The 18,637-nt window shown below is 58.8% G+C and carries 12 protein-coding genes; 4 read left to right on the top strand and 8 right to left on the bottom strand.

Annotation, left to right across the window (positions count from 1 at the left end; translation table 11 throughout):
- Nucleotides 1–7: 7 nt before the first annotated feature.
- The 7 genes from pglZ to PMX70_RS07955 form a co-directional block, all read right to left on the bottom strand.
- A complete protein-coding gene (gene pglZ, locus PMX70_RS07985) occupies nt 8–2,716 on the bottom strand; it encodes a BREX-1 system phosphatase PglZ type A (protein ID WP_271743297.1) in 2,709 nt (902 codons plus the stop codon).
- A gap of 23 nt (nt 2,717–2,739) precedes the next feature.
- Nucleotides 2,740–3,708, bottom strand: a complete 969-nt coding sequence (locus PMX70_RS07980) for a BREX-1 system adenine-specific DNA-methyltransferase PglX (protein ID WP_271743296.1) — start codon at nt 3,706–3,708, stop codon at nt 2,740–2,742.
- Between the two features lie 141 nt (nt 3,709–3,849).
- Entirely contained in the window at nt 3,850–4,542 is a 693-nt protein-coding gene (locus PMX70_RS07975; RefSeq protein WP_124786085.1) for a hypothetical protein, read from the bottom strand.
- Nucleotides 4,543–4,550: 8 nt separating this feature from the next.
- A complete protein-coding gene (gene pglX, locus PMX70_RS07970; RefSeq protein WP_124786084.1) occupies nt 4,551–7,046 on the bottom strand; it encodes a BREX-1 system adenine-specific DNA-methyltransferase PglX in 2,496 nt (831 codons plus the stop codon).
- A 66-nt stretch (nt 7,047–7,112) separates the two neighbouring features.
- Nucleotides 7,113–10,775 (bottom strand): BREX system P-loop protein BrxC, encoded by a 3,663-nt coding sequence (brxC, locus tag PMX70_RS07965; protein WP_271743294.1) that lies wholly within the window; start codon nt 10,773–10,775, stop codon nt 7,113–7,115.
- A gap of 78 nt (nt 10,776–10,853) precedes the next feature.
- Entirely contained in the window at nt 10,854–11,546 is a 693-nt protein-coding gene (locus PMX70_RS07960) for a DUF1788 domain-containing protein (RefSeq protein ID WP_124786082.1), read from the bottom strand.
- A 1-nt stretch (nt 11,547) separates the two neighbouring features.
- Nucleotides 11,548–12,198, bottom strand: coding sequence for a DUF1819 family protein (locus PMX70_RS07955; RefSeq protein WP_124786081.1), 651 nt, complete (start codon nt 12,196–12,198; stop codon nt 11,548–11,550).
- 461 nt (nt 12,199–12,659) lie between these two features.
- Here PMX70_RS07955 and serC point away from each other — a divergent pair, with 461 nt between their 5' ends.
- The gene (gene serC / locus PMX70_RS07950) at nt 12,660–13,784 is read left to right on the top strand and encodes a 3-phosphoserine/phosphohydroxythreonine transaminase (RefSeq protein WP_118335359.1); all 1,125 of its coding nucleotides are present in this window, start codon (nt 12,660–12,662) and stop codon (nt 13,782–13,784) included.
- Between the two features lie 72 nt (nt 13,785–13,856).
- Nucleotides 13,857–15,020: a phosphoglycerate dehydrogenase gene (locus PMX70_RS07945; protein ID WP_117800446.1), complete on the top strand. Its 1,164-nt coding sequence runs from the start codon at nt 13,857–13,859 to the stop codon at nt 15,018–15,020.
- A gap of 347 nt (nt 15,021–15,367) precedes the next feature.
- Here PMX70_RS07945 and PMX70_RS07940 read toward each other — a convergent pair whose 3' ends face one another.
- Nucleotides 15,368–16,348, bottom strand: coding sequence for a hypothetical protein (locus PMX70_RS07940; protein WP_147351775.1), 981 nt, complete (start codon nt 16,346–16,348; stop codon nt 15,368–15,370).
- 211 nt (nt 16,349–16,559) lie between these two features.
- Between PMX70_RS07940 and PMX70_RS07935 the strand changes: the two genes are divergently transcribed.
- Both PMX70_RS07935 and PMX70_RS07930 read left to right on the top strand, forming a co-directional pair.
- On the top strand, nt 16,560–17,792 hold the full coding sequence (locus tag PMX70_RS07935) for a M20 family metallopeptidase (RefSeq protein WP_271743291.1): 1,233 nt from the start codon (nt 16,560–16,562) through the stop codon (nt 17,790–17,792).
- A gap of 39 nt (nt 17,793–17,831) precedes the next feature.
- Nucleotides 17,832–18,515: a DUF1015 family protein gene (locus PMX70_RS07930; protein ID WP_124786077.1), complete on the top strand. Its 684-nt coding sequence runs from the start codon at nt 17,832–17,834 to the stop codon at nt 18,513–18,515.
- The last annotated feature ends 122 nt before the right edge of the window (nt 18,516–18,637 follow it).

Genomic DNA, 18,637 nt, shown 5'->3' with positions numbered 1-18,637 from the left:
CACACTCCTAAAAACCAAAATCAGCAACGGGGGCAAATGAAACAGCGATGGTGTACGTCTCGCGCCAAACGATCTTGCCCGTCTCGCGCTCGCGGCAGACCAGATAGTACGGACCCTTGGCCGAGAATCCATCCGCTGCATGCAACGCAAACTTGGCATGCACCACGCGCTCCTGCGAGTTAACAGAAGTCTTGTTGGCATGCGCCTTGACCGTATCGCTCACCTCGTTGCCACTTGCATCGGTAAACACCAACTCGTACTCGCACGGCAAGACCTTACCTTGGGCAGGTTCTTCCTGGATCAAATTGACCGAAAAGAGCGAGTTGGTCACTCGGCGTCCCTCACTAAGTACGCGCAGCGTCGCCGCACGCGCATCGACAAAGTCCTTGGAACCCGAGCGCGCACGCCAAAATCCGATAACGGGCACGCAAAGCTCCTGCAGGCTCATGCCGCCGTGTACGTAGTTGTTAGTACCGCCGGGTCGTTTGAAGTGCACGTTCTCACGCGGGGCAAACCCCTCAAAGCCGGCACCCAAACGCCCCATGTCAACATCAGCAAACACCCCGCGCGCCTCGTCCGAAAGCTTGGCCACGGCCTCGTTGGGCACCACCAGATGACGTTTGCCGTGCATGACGGGAGCGTCAAGGAAGGGAAGGTCTGGCTTGCCGAGCATCTGGCACTCGTTAAGTTCCCGACGCGTGTAGATAAAGCCATGATCCGCCGTTATAACAACACGCGCGCCCGGAGCGTCGGTGCACACGCGTCGCGCCAATGCGGCAAGTTCCTCCACGGCGTCCGCGCAGGCATCGAAAACGTCATCCTGCGTAGCGGCCTTCTCGCCCGTGGCATCGATCTTGTTGTGGTAGAGATAAACGAGCTCGGAGTCTTTGAGCAGCGCTTTACGCTCGGTTCCCGCCATGTTGAGGAATGCGCTCGAGCGCAAAGCGCGGGCCGTGGGCTCAACGTGGGCAAGTACGGCCTCGCGCTGCGGAGTCGTCGCAGTGGGCATGCCGTCAGCCAGCACAAACGAGCCATCCGCTGCAAGCTTAAGCGCTTGGTGTGGCAGCAGCGCGGGCATACCAACCTCGGTAATGGAGGGAAAGACCGCCTGCATGCTAGAGACCTTGACATTACCGCCACGCTCGCGCTCGAGCAGCGCCGCGACGTCGCGGGCCACCTCATAGCGCAGCGCGTCGCTCACGATAACGACCTTCGTTTTGGCAGAGCCCACAAAGGCGGGCAGCACGTGCCAGTAGAACTCATCCTGTCGTTCGGGCCCCTCGATGTAGCCGCAATCGGCCCACTCCCCTTGCGCAGCCGATGCCCAGCATGCATTGGCATCGGCCAAGAACCAGTTACTGTAGAGATTCTCCGCCCAGTCCACTACGGCTCGGGCAGGTTCCTCGAGCACATCGCACTCGACGGAGCGTGCCCGCAAATACGCGGTGCACATATGGCGATAGGCAGCGTCCATGACATACCAATCGGACGTGTAGGCATCCCACACCTGCTGGGGCTGCGCCAGATGGAACCCGCCCGCGTGCACCTGCCTAAACGCGCACATATCGGCCACGGCGACAAGCAGGTCAAAGTAGCTCTCGACACGGCGGTACCAGCTCAGGTCGCAGCGACGCGCCGCAAAGGTGCGCGCGTCCTCAACACGGTCCGCGCCCTGAGCAAACGAGCAGAACAGCTGCGAAAGCACGGCCTCGTTGACGCACGGGAACACATCAAGCGAGGCCAGCACATCGATCGGCAAGGCCTCAAACCGTGCAAAGAGCCCGCGAGCATCCTCTACCAAACGGCAGATCTCAAATAGGTCCTCGCTCGAAGCCTGAGCATCGGCAACCTGGTCCCACGTACGCACTGCCTCAAGACAATAGGGACCATAGGCAGGAGCCACAAAACGCTCGAGTCCCTTGAGCGCTCCCTCGGGAATCGCTGTGGATGCCGCCGTAAGGAACACGTGGGATGCCAGTGCAAGCAGCGAATCACGCTCATACAGCGGCCCCTCAAACCCATAGCAACGCACAATGAAGGCAGAGAGAACATCGCGCGCACAGTACTTGTCCGCCAACTCGGCCAGTGCCTCGGGCCCCTCGTGCAGCAGCATGGTCATACAGCCGCGCAGTACAAACGCGGGCCGCGCGTCGCCAGGCTCTTTACCGCCAAAAATCACCGTAAGGATGCCAAGTTCGATATCGGATGCGCCCGAGGCATGCGGAACACACGCGGCAAACTTAGCGCAGCGGGTCTTGGCATCATAGAACGTCTTGTGCTCGCGCAGACTCTCGCGCACGGCGTCAATATTCTCGATACCCAGCTGATCGGCCAAAAGTGAAAGATAGTCAGCCTGGAACTGATCGGCATACAGCTCAACATCGGCAAGCCAATCGCCCTCAAGCCTGCCGCGCGGGCAACGGCGATACAACAAGATATCGCTCGCAAGGTCATCGCGGTTGATTAGCTTCTTGACGGCAAACATGCGGCCCTCGCAGGCCTCAATAAATCGCACCGGGCGTTCAAAGTCACCTTGAACAGGCATAACGCCGTCATCGGTCCCCGCGCCATCGAATCCCTCGGCGGCCAATCGCTCAAACTCAGGGGCAAACTCGCCGTCCGCATCGTGCCAAACCACCACACGGCGGGGCATACATGCGAGCAACGGTTGCAAAAACCGCAGTTTGAGCTGTTCTTCTACATCGATCTTGGGCATGAATATCCTTACCGTATCTGCAGTTACTTGATCTTTGCCAGCACATCCTGAAACTTGGCGTAGTTGACCTTGACGCCGTCATCCAGGTCGATCTTAATCATCTGGTCTGCCAAGTGATGCAGCTTCTCCTCGTAGCCAATGGTCTCTTTGAGCTGGTCGTTGAGCTTTTTGACGCGCTTATCCAAGCGCACGCGCTCGCCGCGCTCGGCACTGGCAAGGGCATCGTTGGCATAGCCGATCTGCGAGCGATAGCGCTCCTGCTGCTCATGCACATAGTCGGTGCGGATGCGAGCCAACAGGTCGGGCTGATAGCGATGCATGTAAACAAGGCACTTGAAGCCGTTCTTTTTTCCACTGTCGAACAGCCAGTAGATGGGACGCTTCTTATAGGTCTGGCAGTGGTCCTTAAAGAAGTCCTTCAAAAAGTAGGCGCGGATTACCTCCCGCGAGGTACCCTTGCCGCCGATCGCCTCGGCAATAAAGGCCAGGTTCTGCTCGAGCGTCTCCTCGCCGTACACGGTGCGCACAAAGTCGATAAAGTAACGCACGATGTCGTCGTCAAAGTACTCGTCATCGGTAATGGGCAGCACGTTGTCGCTATCGGGCATAAAGGTCACGTGATCGGGATCGGGCATCTTGGCCAAATAGTCGTCGACCGTGGCGCCTTGATCGGCCAGAACCAGCCCGTCCACATCCAGCGAATAGCGGCCAAACATGCAGCCGACGGCATAGCTTATGAGCGAGGTGACCTCGTCGCGCTTGGTACGCACGTATTTGTTGCCCTTATAGCTCTCGGGAATCTCATCTGCGGTATCGAAGATGCGCGCCACCGAAACGTACTTGTCCTCGACCTCGATGGGTACCTCGCCCTCCATGTTGTAGATCTTGGCAAAGATTCGGTTGAGCTCTTCCTCGTTAGCGCGAAGCTGCTCAAAGCGAGCATTGACCTCGGCCTTGCGAGCCTCATATTTATCTTGAAGTAAAGTGGCCATGGTAGGCCATCCTTTCGTTGCTGTTGGAAACCACTGCGAAAAAATGGATTGCAGTATCCAAAAAAACCGCTAAAACGCTCTCCCCGCTGTACAGGAAGCTTGAGGAACTAAGGCGATGCAATTTCGCACCTATTCTAACTACTAGCTTTTATCTCTATATCTCTTGTCTCTTAGCGAGAGCAGATTCACCCATGCATCAAGCGTATCCTCTTTCAGTAGCATTCTTGCCGTGACGTTTCCTTTACCGTTTGCGTCCTGCAAAGCCCACCACACTGATCCATCGGGCTTAACAACTCGCAAATATTGACCATGAGCGAGAGCATTCCTCAGATGTCTAAAAACGGCGTCAAGTCTTCTAAATGAACTTTTATTCTGTTTTCTCCTGCCTGTTTTGGTCTTCGCACCCGGCTTGAATTCTGAAAGCCCAGCAATCCTTTTGTTAAGACAAGCCGCTGTTGATAAGCAAATGAGGGCAAACTCGTAATCTCGTTTAATAAAATCAGATGAATCGCTACCTGCTTCGTGGGCCGCTTTTGCAAGGTCATTAGGGGTATATGCCCATCTTGTTTTAACGGCACTGTCGAAACACATCTGTTCAAGAAACGCATTTGCCTGAACAGTAGTATAAATATTCAAATCAGTAATAAACCCATTGGTCTGCCTCGTAGCATCAATAGCTTCTGATTCGGATACAAATCTTTGCAAATATATGCGTAGTTTTTTCTTAGAGACATCGTCCTTATACGATTCATGAACCTGTTTTATCCACGACACATCATTCTTAAGAGGTGGATGTGCGCATTTATTATTGTTAGCCTTTTTCTTCTGCGACATGTGGACTCCTAAACGAGAGGATGACGCTTGAAATCCCAGGAGGTTTCAAACGAGTCCCAGTCGGTTTTTGATAATCCTCTGCTTTCCTTAAATAACCCGTCTACGAGATTGAAGCAACTCAGTAGGACGGGAAATTTATCCACATCACCAGCGTTAACGTTCAGAGTTGGAGCGATTAACGAAAAATACTCTTTAGAAACGCTGGAGTTAAGCAGCGACAACATATAACCGATTTTATCCTCAGGAACAAAAAGGCACATGCCGGCATGCTCTGAAAGACAATTGGACGCATACCTAAACGAAGGGATGGACGAAGTAATCGCCGACCATGAAATGGCGGGCTTGAATTTCAGTTCATCCGAATAATCTTGCGCATGGTTTCCTTCACGCGAGGCCGACTCAAACACACTGTGACCGTTATTTGACCAATCAATTACAGAGTCAAGATTACCGAACCATTTACGATAAGAGCCTCCCTTTGTGCAGGGGTGCCATTTTCTGCCACTAAATAAATCGGATACAGATGATGACGAAAAACCGATAGTCCCAACGGCGCACTCCCACCAAAGCCTAATGAACTTATCATTTTTACCAGTGATAATTCCTTTAGACGTTCTTCCGAACGAAGATAGTTTAACGCCATCAGCCATCGCAGAGAGTAGTCCGTCGCTTGCCCAGTAGGCGATGGGGATGCCGGGAATCTGCTTGAAGGTGCCGGCGTCGCGGCGGTAGAACCAGCCGCAATCGGGGTTTTGGATGGCCTCGACCAGTTTGAGCCTCTTGGCCTCAGAGCCGTTGATATCAACAAGGCGCACATAGGCGCCCTCGGCGTCCGAATGCTGGTTGTAGATCACGTCAGCTGTAACGTTGACGACCTCGCCGCCGATAGCATCAAACGCGCGAGGTCCCAGATGGGCCATGGAAACGATTGTCTTGTTGTCGATAACCTTGGCGCGCATCTTCTCAAAGCTGCCCAGGAACATCCAACTCTGCATGGTAACCATTGCGGCGTAGCCCTTATCCTCGACAAGGTTAAAACCGCGCTCGATAAAGCACGTGCAGAGGTCGCTCTTCACGTCGGGGTAGTTCTTCTTGATCCACTTGCTCATGAATGGATTAAAGCTGCTGCTGCCCATATACGGAGGATTCGCAACGGTGCAGGTAAAACGATGGGACAGCTTCTCGCAGATGGCGGCAGCGCTTTCGAGCTTAGTTTTGGCCGTAGCGGCAAAAAGGTCATCGGAACAACTCGCGGCGGCAGCCTTGAGCTCGTCGATCTCGTCCTCTGAAGGATTGAGCAGCGAACCGATCTCGCCCAAATGACTCAGCTCCTCGGCGAGCTTCTTGTTACCCGGCAGCTCGTCCTCCCCTAGCGGGATGCTCGAGAGCACGGTAACGTCGGCGCGAACGCCACGCCTAAAGAAGCGACGGTCGTGCTCGCGGGCGCACATGGCAAGCGCCAGCTCCGCGATCTGTGCCGCGCGGGAATCGATTTCCATGCCTGCAAGGTTTTTAGTAAGAATGAGCTCGGGAATCTCGCGCTCACGATAGCCGCGCTCCTCGTACATGGCAAAAAGCAGCTCAAACGCATAGACCAAGATATGGCCCGAGCCGCACGCCGGGTCGCAGAGCGTGATCTCCTCGGGGCTCGAGATGTAGATGAAGTCCTCGTGCTCCTCGTCGGGCTCGATGTAGTACTCCATGCGCTCGCGCAGCGAACTCCCCGGATTGTTGAGCATCCACAGACGGCCGAGCGAGTTCTGGACCATATAGCGCACGATCCACTCGGGGGTGAAGAGCTGCGTGGCAGGTGCGATATCCGCCGCCGCTGCCTTGCGCTTGGACTTGAAGAACTCGTCTTTAACGTCAGCGTTGTAATACTGATACATCCAGCCCAGAACGGTCACGCCCTCGCGCCAGTCCTCGTCAGCTAGGACGGCATTGAGTTTGCCCACCACACTGTCAGCCATCATGAGGCCCTGGGGCAACAGCAGCTCCATGGCTCCGCCCACGCGTTCAAAGACGCCCGGCAGGCAATCGGCAAGCTCCTCGCACTGAGCAACAAACAGGTAGCGCCACAACGGTTCATCCAAGCCCGCCATTTTGAGCTCGGCTATGCGATCGGTATCGGCCGTCGTTATCTCCACGTCCAGAGCATTCTCCACGGCCTCGCTACCATGGCTGCCGTCCGCACGGCTCAGCATACGCATGCGGCTGGGGAGCCATCCGCGTGCATCCATAAAGCGAATGGCCACGATGCGGTTGAACCAGGTGTAGGCCGCTCGGTCGCAGAGCGCCTCGTGACCCACCTCTGCCTGCATGCGCAGCAGTTCATCGCGTTGCTCAACCTCAGCCGGGCTTAGGGGCAGGCTGTTGACGGTCTCGGACCCAGCGGGCGCAGGTGCAGGTTCGGTGATGCCGTAGCGCACCATCTGCGCCTCAACGCCTTTGATGAGCTCCGTGCGGGCCCAGGTGCAGAAGCTCTTAAGAGCAGAATCGTTCATGGTTGATGAGCCTTTCTAAACGCCATAAGCAACCGGCGCACGTTTTGGCGCCGGTTGCCCCGCGGGTTAGTTGATACGGATCTCGTCGTTTGCAGCGAGTGCCTGCATAAGGCGGGAGCGCAAGTCATCCACATAGCGCTCCACGTCCTCTGCGGACAAGAGACGACTCGGCTTGGCCAGATCGGCGCGGCGCACGGTCTTGATCTTGCGCTGGGGCTTGGGCGCGGGCACGGGAGCAGACGATGCGGCGCCCTTGTTGGAGACCTTCTTGACCACCTCACCCGTACTCGTGACCTCAGTGGTGCGGCGCTCGTTGTCCATGCGCATGCGGGCCGCATCCACGGCGTCGTATATCTTGTTGGTTGCAGCAACGATCCAGTTGCCCCAGTTAGTCGCGGCAACACTCAGCTCGTTGAGGCTTTGAGCACTGTGGGCACGGTTTTTGAACGACTCGTATTTGGCGGCGGCTTCTGCTATGGCATCCTTGGCTTGATTGACAAAGCCCTTTTGACTCTCAGCCTGTGCCTGCAGGTCTTGCAGATCGCTCTCGATGCGGCACAAAAACTCATTGCGGCGGATGCCCAGCAGCTTTTTTATGTCGTCCTCAACGGGATCCATAAGCGGCTGCAGGTCTTTAATGCGGCCATAGGGCTTGGGATCTTTGAGGATCTCGCGCACCTTTGCCACGTTCTCCACCGCGCTGGGAATGTCATCGGAGGCATACTCGATACCCTCGGTGCGGCTCAAGAAATCCCTAGCGTGGTCAAACGCTGTTCGTTGGTTGGACTCTAAGAATTCAACCACCTTGTCAAAGTCTTCCTTGGCATCGAGCAAGCGCTCCTCATGCTTGGTGAACGTGGTCAAGAACGCCTCGGACTCGTTCTGGTCCTTAAGGACGTCGGCCACCTCCGAGCGCATCTTCTCACACTCGCTCTCGCCAGGATACGGATAGAGCGGTTTGATACCCGTATAGTAGTCGCGTGCTATGGCGAGGCACGACTCGCGCAAGTCCTCAAGGCGCTCCTTGAGCTCGACCACGAGCCTATCCTCGTTGGAGGGCACGGTCTTGAGATCAAACAGGTCACACATGAGTTCGCCCGTGGCGCGCAGCAACCGGTCGCTCATGCGCATGCGCAAGCGCACCTGAGCCTTATCGGCATCCTTGCGAAGGAGTGCCACCATGCGGCTGTCGTTAGCTTGAACCGTCTGACCGCCAAACAGCACCTGCGCGCGCTGCTCTACCACAAGCTGCGCCACCACATTTGCGATGTCGACCTCGCGCCAGCCAAAGGGCCTTTGCTGGTACTGGCGCTGGATATCGCCCATAGCGGTATCCAGGTGGCGCTGGTGCTGAACTTTGAGGTAGTCCTCGACCTCCTTGAGCGCACGCGTGTTACCCGCGTCCATGCCAGCGAGCCCCGCTTGAACGTTGCCCGCCAGAGTGGAGCGGATATCGGAATCGCTCATGACCGGCGAGCCGATATAGTCGGCCTTTTCAAAGACCACATCGCACAGCTGCGCCAGCACCTGCTCAAAGACCTGGGCGGGTTTGGCCGCGCGGACCTCAACCATGCGGTCGTTGACCGCGCAACGTGCATGGAGCACGGCCTCGCTCAAAAGGGTATCGGCCTCCTTCTCGTTATAAGCCGCCTCGCGCATCTTGGACTCGACGATCTGGCGCGTACTCGGCTGAAGCTCCTGGAGATTTCGCGTCTTGGCGTACTTGCGGATCTTGGCGGCGTTGACGAGCGTCTCCCAATAATCCGCCTCGTCGCTCAAGACCACGATGGCTTTGCCCGAAGAAGCCAAGGCCAGCTCGGTATCGTCCGCACGGCCCAGGTCGCTCGCCATAGTCGCCACGCAAAGCTCCATGCCGCCCATGCTGGTACCGTGGATTGAGCCGTCCACATAGCGGTCAAACGGAAAGTCATTGGCCCCACGGTTGAGTTTGCGCGCGGTATAGATGCTGTCGAACAGGCGCTTTTTGATAGACTCGATCACCTGCACGTTATCGATCGGGGTGCGTGCGATCTCCTGCGCTATCTCCTGCTCCTCGTCGGTGAGGAAGCTATAAGTATCGCCCTGGCGTGCCACGTAGTTCTCGCGCTCCAGGCGGGCAAGGGACTCCTTGACGCGGTCCTTGAGGGCGCGCATGTCCACGTCGAGGCCGTCGATCATGAAGATGGAGATGTTCTCGACCGTGGCCTTAACGTAGCCGATGTAGCGGATCAAGTACAGGAGCTTGAGCACCTGAACGTCGTAGGGCTCAAGGCCCTTTGCGTCCTCGGCCGCGCGGACCGCGCGGTCGACCACCTGGTTGATGCCGTGCTCCAGGTCCTTGGAGATGGTATCGAAGAAGCGCCAGAACGGCACGAGCGCACCGGCCCGGTCATGCTGGATGGCCTGAGCGCTCTCCTGGAACGCGCTCAGCATGGAGCGCTCGCCCGTTGACATGTGCTTGGCCTTGACACCGTGCTTGCGCACCTCGGTCATGACGTCGGGCAGGAGCTTAAACTGGTAGCCCACAAACGGGTAGCTAGCCACAAAATCCTTGGAGTTGGCGTAGCCGGCAAGGTCGGAGCGCGAGCCACCCTCAAAGGTAAAGTTGTTTTTGAGCACGGCGGCGTCTTGCTCGTAGACCTGTGCAAGCATATCGGCCACCGGCGCGGTCTTCTCGAGCACGCGGCGCTGGATGACCTCGTCCACGCTGGAGCTGGAGAGCGAAAGGCGGGTATTGAAGCGGCCCTGGATCTTTGAAAAGTCGTTGCCCACGGGCAGGCTCAGGTTGTCGATGGCCTCCTGGCTCGTGACCATCACCCACACGCGGCCACCGCAGGCGGCACCCAGCTCCTCGACGATGGTCTGAAGGCTCAGCATAAGGCTTGGGTCCTTGTCGTTTGTAATAAACTGACCCACCTCATCGACCATAAAGAGCAAACGGAAGTTGCCGCCGTGGGCCGCTGCCCGAGCGTCTACGTAGTCCTTGACCTTTTTGGCAAAAACATCGGGGGCCAAAACCTCGTCCTCAGAACCCTCGAGCCAGTTCCATGCGGCCTTTTCGCTCATGCCGAGCACGCTCTGCAGCACCTCGACCACGTCGTCCTCAAAGTAGCTGTAGGTGTCGCGGGTCTGGAGCCAGGACTCGCCGTTGACGCGCTCAAAGGCCTCGCGGAACTCCTGGGTCTTGCCCAGGGAATCGATGTAGTCCTCGAGCTTTGCAAGCTTGAGGTCCTCGCCGTAGAAGCCGCGCGCCTCGTAGAACATGCGCTCAAAGCCGCGAAGCAGCGCCGTGGGAGCCGTATCGCCCTGCTTCCACTGGCCCGCCTTACTATCGATGTTAAAGAGGATGGCCTGCGTGGGCACCGAACAGGCGCGCTCCATGGCCGCCGCGACCATGGGGTCGACGATCTTGCCGTCAAAGTAGCGGATGGCGCTCTTACCGCCGATCTGGCGATTCTCTAGCAGGTAGCTCAGCATCTTGAGGAAGTGCGATTTACCGGAACCGAAGAAACCGCTGATCCACACGCCGATCTTGTCGGTGCGCACATTGATGGCATCGCCGTAGGCCTTGAAGAACGTGGCAAAGTGCCTCTGCAACTCGCGCGTCACCACGTACTCGTCAAGCTCTTGGCGGATGGACCCATCTTTTGAATCCTGGACCTTGACCACGCCGTTGATGGAGCGGTTGATGTCTTTTGCAAAGAGGTCGCGAATGATCGTGTTGTCCATGGGTGCTCCTTTAGGTTTGGGAACGTTATGGCAAAGGGTTGTTACCGGCGGCAGGGACTTGCCTGCGGGGAGCCGTGCTTACGAGATATCGATGGCGCGGTAGTAGTTGTCGGCCGGCAGACGGTTAAAGAGCTGGAAAGAAGAGCCGTTGAAACTGCCCGGATAGGCGGCGACCACAGGCACCTCATCAAAATCCGCAAGCATGCAGTGGAGAAGCGTGTGCATGCGAAAGAACGGGAAAACCTCGCCCGCGCCGGTGAGGAGAATGACGTCTCCGGGCGCGAACGGCTCGGTCTGCTCAAGGATGTACGCGGCAACTTTCTCGGGCGAGGCGAACTTGGCCACGTCCTCGAGCACGCGTTGGGTACCGCGGCGCTCCTCTTGGTGCGGGATAGCCTTGAGGACACGGCGCTTTTCGAGAATTGCCAGCACGGCGTCGTAAAGGTTCACGACCTTGAGCGTGCACGGAAGCTTGTCGGCCTCGGCATCGCGTGAAAGGGTGTCAAATAATGCACGCGCCTCAAACTCCAGCGCGGGGTCATAGCAAAAAGTGTGGAAGCCGATCTCATTGCCTATGCCCTTGTTGGCCAAAAAGTCCTCGCTGCACAGGCACTCGCGCAGAAGCTGCGCACGGCGCTCAAATTCCTGACAGGCGTGCTGAGAGCGGGCATGCGCCGCCACGACGCTCTTGCGGGAATGGATGCCGATATTGGTGGTGAGATCCGTCGCCGGGGTGATAACAGGGTCGACGGCGCTTTTGACGGGAGCCACGCTACATCACCGCCCTGCCGGTAAGGGCCGCGATAAGCGACTGCTCGCCCAGCTGAACCAAGGCTCGCTCGACATCGGAATCGAGGAAGAGTGGTGACAGGCGCTCGGACTCCGGGCCCTGGCCCTCGCCGATAAGGCCGGCATGGCGGAGCGTCTGGCGGAGCGAGCCCTTAATGCGCTTGACCGTGGCCTCAGTCCAGCGGGCCGCGTCCGGATACTCCGTGGTAAAGCGTGTCATAAAGGCGTTGAGGTCAACCGCCGTAAAGGCATAATCGAAATTTTGTAGGCGCTCCCCTACCTCGACGAGCACGAGCTCGCGCACGATATCGTAGCGGCAGATCATGCTGTAGAAGATGGCCTGGTCCGCCTGCGTGGGAGTGCCGGATGCCATGAGCCTGGCTAGGGATGACGCAGCCTCGACGGCGGTTTTGGGGTCGATGCCGCGCGCGGCGCATACGGCGTCCGTGGGCACCATGGCGTCAAGGCGGCGAAGGCACACGGTTGCGCGGTTGGCGACCATGCGCTCCGTGGGATATTGAAAGAGGTTCTCGCTCTTTACGCGTACAATGACCTGCTCGTCACTTGCGCCCTGCATACGAAGGGCAGCGACGATGCGCATCTCATGCGGGAGGAATTGCTCGCGGGTGAGCACCCCCCCCCCGAACGCTTTTTGTGGTTACATCCACAGTACACGCTCCAAGGGTGTCAAAGGCTGTCACAAGTGCGCCGCGGCCCAGCAGGCAGGCGCGGCGCACTTGTCATTAATCATACCTGTTGGTAAAAAAGTTACCACGCACAGAGTGTCAAATGTTGAGTAACAAAATTTAATCCGGTTAACGGTTATTTTCTCAGCTCAGCAGCTTTGACGAGATCGCCCCAAATCACACTTGTCAGACAGGCGCGCTTGTGAATCTGTCCCCACCCTCCGCTACACTCAACATAGAGTGAAGGCCGAGACGGATCGGATGCGAGCCTCGAGCTAAGCCCTCCCCCATGTAACCATCCTGTAAATCATAGCGGCGCACTCGAGTTTTACCGTGATGCGGTCGCGCCTGACGCTGCACTGTGCTAAAGTATCCCGAACGTTCAAACGACTACGAGGGGAACTAGAAGATGGCACGTGTGCACAACTTCTCAGCTGGCCCGGCCGCGCTGCCTACCAGCGTGCTCGCCGAGATCGCCGACGAGATGATGGACTACCACGGTTGCGGCATGTCCGTGCTCGAGATGAGCCATCGATCTAGCATGTACCAGCAGATCATCGACGACGCCGAGGCAACCCTGCGCCGCCTGCTGAGCATCCCCGATAACTACCGTGTTCTGTTTTTGCAGGGCGGCGCCACGCTGCAGTTTGCGGGCATCCCGATGAACCTCATGCGCCGCGGCCGCGCCGGCTACGTCGTGACCGGCAACTTCGCCAACAAGGCGTACAAGGAAGCCGCCAAGTACGGCGAGGCCGTGCTGCTCGCGAGCTCCGAGGACGCCAATTTCGACCGCATTCCCGCCATGGCCGACATCAACGCGCGCATTGCCGCCGAGGCCGCGGGCGGCGGGCTCGACTACGTCTACATCTGCCAGAACAACACCATCTTTGGCACCATGTACCACGAGCTGCCTAACTTCGGCGACGTACCGCTGGTCGCCGATGTCTCGAGCTGCTTTTTGTCGCAGCCGCTCGACGTCGAGCGCTACGGACTCATCTACGCCGGCGCTCAGAAAAACGCCGGCGCCGCGGGCGTCACCGTGGTTATCGTGCGCGACGACCTGATCGCCGACGGTCCAGCCTTTGCGCAGACGCCGCAGTACATGGACCTTAAGACCCAGGCCGCCAAGGGCTCCATGCTCAACACGCCCAACACCTTTGGTATCTACGTGTGCGGCAAGGTGTTCCGTTGGGTTGAGCAGACCGGCGGACTTGCCGCCATGGCCGAGCGCAACTGGGCCAAAGCCAACCTGCTCTATGACTTGCTCGAGCAAAGCAAACTGTTCCATGGCACCACGCAGGCCGACAGTCGCTCCATCGCCAACGTCACCTTCCGCACCGACGACGCCAGGCTCGACGCGGCCTTTGTCGCAGGCGCGGCCGAGCACCAGATTCAAAACGTCAAGGGCCATCGCCTGGTGGGCGGCATGCGCGCCAGCGTCTACAACGCCGTCACCATGGAGGACGTGCAGGCGCTGGCCACGTACATGAAGGACTTCGAAGCGCAGCATAGTTTGAGCCCGCGATCTAACTAGCCCGCAGCACGCGGGCCGACCAGCCATCTCAAACCACCCTGTTTAGATCAAAACCTGCTAAGGAGTTTTTCCATGCGTAAGATTAAGACCATCGACGACATCACCAAAGACGGCAAGGTCGAGTTTGGCGAGGGCTACGAGTTTGTGGGCACCGCCGAGGAGGCCGACGCCATCCTGATGCGCTCCACCGACCTGCACGGCTACGAGCTGCCCGAGGGCATCCGCGCCATCGCCCGCTGCGGCGCCGGCGTCAACAACATCCCCGTCGAGGAGTACGCCAAGAAGGGCGTCGTCGTCTTTAACTCCCCCGGTGCCAACAGCAACGCCGTCAAGGAGCTCGTCCTGGGCATGCTGGTGCTCTCGAGCCGCGGCGTGGTACAGTCGATGAACTGGGTGCGCAACAACGCCGACGACCCCGAGATCCAGGTCGACGCCGAGAAGGCCAAGAAGGCCTTTGTGGGCCGCGAGCTCAAGGGCAAGCGCATCGGCGTCATCGGCCTGGGCAACGTGGGCTCCAAGGTCGCCAACGCCTGCGTCGACCTGGGCATGGACGTCTACGGCTACGATCCGTTCATTTCCGTCGAGCACGCGTGGGTGCTGAGCCGCGAGGTGCAGCGCGTGGGCACGCTCGAGGATCTGTGCCGCGGCTGCGACTACCTCACCGTGCACGTGCCCAGCAAGGCAGACACCATCGGCATGATAAGCACCGAGCAGATTAACCTGCTGGCGCCCGACGCCGTGCTCATCAACTACGCGCGCGAGACCATCATTGACGAGGACGCCGTCGACGCCGCCCTGCGCGAGGGCAAGCTCAGCTGGTTTAGCTGCGACTTTGCCACGCCCAAGACCGTCAAGATGCCCAATACGTTTATCACCACGCATTCGGGCGCCGGCACCGGCGAGGCCGAGGCCAACTGCGCCGACATGGCCATCAGCGAGCTCAAGGATTACCTGGAAAACGGCAACATCGCGCACAGCGTCAACTACCCCGCCTGCAGCATGGGCAAGGCGCGCGCCGCAAGCCGCATTGCCTGCCTGCATGCCAACGTGCCCAACATGATCGGCCAGATCACGGCCATTCTCGCCAAGGACAACGCCAACGTGCAGCGCATGACCAACGAGTCCGCTGGCGAGAACGCCTACACTATGTTCGACACCGATGAGCACCTGGACGGCAGCACGATCGAGGCGCTCAAGCAGATTCCGTCGATGTATCGCGTGCGCGTGATTAAATAGCGCCGGTGCCAAGCCTGCCAGACAGACCACGAAGCCCATTCGCCCCCCGTTTTCACGAAACGGGGGGCGATTTTGTTGCTCCGGACGACTTTAAAATGATACCCGGAACAAGTTTTTTCAGATAATCGATAGTGAGGCTCCAGTCGCTAAGCACACCCGCTTTGATAAACAGCTTTATCAGGGACTTTAGTAGGTAAAAATCGGTCTCTATGTGCCGAATGTAAGTTGACTGTCTATTTTCCGAAACAACTTATTCTAGATAGCATTTTTAGGGTCCCTCCAAGGCAAAATTGAAGCCTTTTTGCGACCAGAACTCTAGCTCGCGCTACCGTTTACCCACCGCGCGACTACATTCCCGCCCAATCGATAAAAATCTCCTCACGAAGCCGCCGTTCGAGCTCCTGCTGTCGCGGCGTCTTGTCTTTCAGCGGCACATCGAGATAGGACATGATGAGCTCCATCACCACGCGGAAGGCATCGAAGTCGGCCAGCTGACCATAGGTCATCAGAACGACGGGATATCCCATGGCTTGCAAGGCCGTCGTTCGATCGGAGTCCGAGATCTTGTATTCAATGGATCCGTGAATGGCTTTACCTTGGCATTCAACCAGACACTCTCGGCTGCCGTCCTTATTTGCCAGCAGGATATCGGCATAGCGCCTATCAAGCCCCGAAATCAGGCGGGCGCTGCGCGTCATACGAATCTCAACGTTATTGGTAAGGCTCAGCCCTTCGCCGCCGCGCAACCTCGTAAGGCCAAACAGCATCGAAGCCTGGACCTCGAGCGGCGATGCTGCCACCCCCGTAATGCATTTCGCGGCTCGTATGAACGATTTAGCGCCGCGGAGCCCCCGGACCTTATCGACGAACTCTATAAGCTCAGAGAGCTCGATCAAGGGAGGTCGTTTCCACAAGTCCGTTGGATTCCCCGAGACATCCTTTACGTTTTCCCAGCCCGACCGTGCGTCACTCCATCGGCTCCCATATGCCTGCTCAAGTGCCGACTTTACCTGAGGCGCAATCTTGCACACGGCAAAGGTGCCGCACATCTCATACATGCACATGATTAGACGCTCGTTTGAGACCGAGGAAGCCAGGGTCAGCAGGGTAAAGAGCGGGGACGCGACATCGAGGCCAAACTCCGTCTGCCGCACGGAATCAAACGGCCTCTCCCCGTTCCAAACATGCCTGACAATGCGATCGCCCTTGCGCCCGCAGACGCCCTGCGCCAACACGTGTAACGGGGTGCCCAGGAAATGCTTGACGAGCGGATGCTCACATAGGTGCTCCCTGCGCGGATCGTCCGCAGAATCGGGCAGGTCCGGCATTATTGCCAAGACCTGTGGGGGTATCCGGTGATACCGAAAGGCAGATATGTCGCACAGCATGTCGTCCATGAAGGGTACGTACCCACCGCGTCGTTTGTAAACCCGCCTGGACGGCAAACGCGCTGGCTCGGCCTGCGAACGGTAAATACCGCTGCGCGCACGCCGCGGATCTCTCAAGAGGCTTACAATCGGTTTGGAAAGCAGACTGATTGTGAGGTTGCATATGGTTGATGAGGACTTTGCCTGGCGGCTTGCGCAGGAGCTCGTGCGGATCGACAGCTCAAACCCGGGCGCGTATGAGGATGAAATTGAGCGCTTCATTAAGAGGCTCATTGAGCAGCAGCTGGCACAACTTGATAGTTCTGCGCTCGATGCCGTGCAGATTGAGGAGCTCGAAGTGCTGCCCGGGCGCCGCAACCTTAAAGTCACCGTGCCGGGCCAAAGCGACGAGCCGCGGCTGATCTATATCTGCCACATGGATACCGTCACCTTGGGCGATGGTTGGGACGCAGACATCGCACCGCTTGGGGCGGTTGTGCGCGACGATAAACTCTATGGCCGCGGTGCCTGCGATATGAAGGGTGGCCTGGCCTGCGCTATTGCCGCACTGATCCATACGCTCGAGCGCGTGGCGGCGGATGGCGCGCTGCCACGCCGCGGCTTTTCGCTCATCTGCTCGGTCGACGAGGAAGACTTCATGCGCGGCTCAGAGGCCGCGATCGATGCTGGCTGGGTCAGCTCGCGCGAATGGGTGCTGGACACCGAGCCCACCGACGGACAGATCCAGGTGGCGCACAAGGGGCGTACGTGGTTCGAGATTGAAATGGCTGGCGTGACGGCGCATGCGAGCCAGCCTTGGAAGGGCGCGGATGCCGTCGCCGCCATGGCCGAGGTCGTGTGTTCGCTTCGTCGCGCGTTTGCGGCGCTGCCCGCGCACGATGAGCTGGGGCCTTCGACCATCACGTTTGGCCAAATCGAGGGCGGATATCGCCCCTACGTCGTACCCGACCGCGCCAAAGTCTGGGTCGACATGCGCCTGACCCCGCCGACCGATACGGCCGCCGCAATCAATATGGTCGAGCATGCCATCGCCGTCGCCGAAGCCGCCGTTCCCGGTTGCCATGGCAGCTACACAGTGACGGGCGACCGCCCCGCCATCGAGCGCGACCCGAACTCTCCCCTTCTAGCAGCGCTCAAGCGTGCCGCCGATGACGTAACGGACGCGGACACGACCGTCGGCTTCTTTACCGGCTACACCGATACCGCCGTCATTGCCGGCAAGACAGGCAACCGCAATTGTATGAGCTACGGCCCCGGCTCGTTGGCGCTCGCGCACAAGCCCAACGAGTATGTGCCCCATGCCGATATCGTTCGCTGCCAAAACGTGCTCATCGCGCTTGCCGATAACACGCTCTGGGACGCAAGCGGCCAAGTTGGGGCATAATAAGCCGCGAACAAACCGACTCGTGCGTTAGGACCGCCCATGAAAGCACTTCCGTTTCCCTGCATCCGCCCGGCTCAGGACCGTGTGCTCGAGGCGCTGCCTGCGATGGGCGGTATCCTGAGCGGCAACGACGCCCTGCGCGGCGCCATTGCTGACGGCCTAATGCTCAAGGATCCAGGCGCGGCGTATTACGTGTACGAATGCTCGGGCGAGCCGGGACGTGTGACGGGTGTCGTGGCGATCTGCCCGACGAGTGTACTTGCGGGCGACAAGGGCGATGCCAGCGCCGACGTGGCCGCCGCCGCGCGCGCGATCGCCGAGCTCAAGGTGCAGCCGCGCCCCGTGTCGCTCGCCTACGAGGCCTCGCCCGTCATGGATATCATCCTGGGCGCTGCCAAAGAGGGCGCCTCGCTCTACGCCGTCACCGATCCTGCGGGCATTACGCACCACGTGTGGGAGGTCAAGCGCGAGGACGCCGTCGGGGCCATCCGCGCTATGCTCGACCAAGCACCGGAGCCGGCGCTGACCGACGACCCCGCCTACGCCGCCGCTCTGACCGGGGCGTCGCAGCTGCTGGCCGATGAGGCCCGTGCCGCCGGAACGTACACCGGCAAGGAGCCGTTCAACTTTACCGTTGCCGTGCTCTTCCCCGCCGCGCAGGTCAGCGGCGCCGCGCCGCAAGTTCCGACAGGTCTGCTCACGCACCAGGTCGCGCGGTTCTAGCAAGACCAGACCGCCCAGCACAAAAATCGGCAGCTCAACAAACAGGGGGGTGTTCCTATAGTTTTGTCAACGGTTTTCTCCGTTGAGCTACCTAGATTCTCTCCATGCTGGCGCCAGCCCAT

It is taken from the genome of Collinsella aerofaciens, assembly GCF_028206795.1.
Taxonomy (GTDB): Bacteria; Actinomycetota; Coriobacteriia; order Coriobacteriales; family Coriobacteriaceae; genus Collinsella; species Collinsella aerofaciens_AX.
This window is presented reverse-complemented; position numbering and strand designations above follow the sequence as displayed.

Bases quoted from the DNA above. Each gene is read 5' to 3' on its own strand.
- pglZ (WP_271743297.1), bottom strand. From the start codon at position 2,716: ATGCCCAAGATCGATGTAGAAGAACAGCTCAAACTGCGGTTTTTGCAA.
- PMX70_RS07980 (WP_271743296.1), bottom strand. From the start codon at position 3,708: ATGGCCACTTTACTTCAAGATAAATATGAGGCTCGCAAGGCCGAGGTC.
- PMX70_RS07975 (WP_124786085.1), bottom strand. From the start codon at position 4,542: ATGTCGCAGAAGAAAAAGGCTAACAATAATAAATGCGCACATCCACCT.
- pglX (WP_124786084.1), bottom strand. From the start codon at position 7,046: ATGAACGATTCTGCTCTTAAGAGCTTCTGCACCTGGGCCCGCACGGAG.
- brxC (WP_271743294.1), bottom strand. From the start codon at position 10,775: ATGGACAACACGATCATTCGCGACCTCTTTGCAAAAGACATCAACCGC.
- serC (WP_118335359.1), top strand. From the start codon at position 12,660: ATGGCACGTGTGCACAACTTCTCAGCTGGCCCGGCCGCGCTGCCTACC.
- PMX70_RS07945 (WP_117800446.1), top strand. From the start codon at position 13,857: ATGCGTAAGATTAAGACCATCGACGACATCACCAAAGACGGCAAGGTC.
- PMX70_RS07940 (WP_147351775.1), bottom strand. From the start codon at position 16,348: ATGCCGGACCTGCCCGATTCTGCGGACGATCCGCGCAGGGAGCACCTA.
- PMX70_RS07930 (WP_124786077.1), top strand. From the start codon at position 17,832: ATGAAAGCACTTCCGTTTCCCTGCATCCGCCCGGCTCAGGACCGTGTG.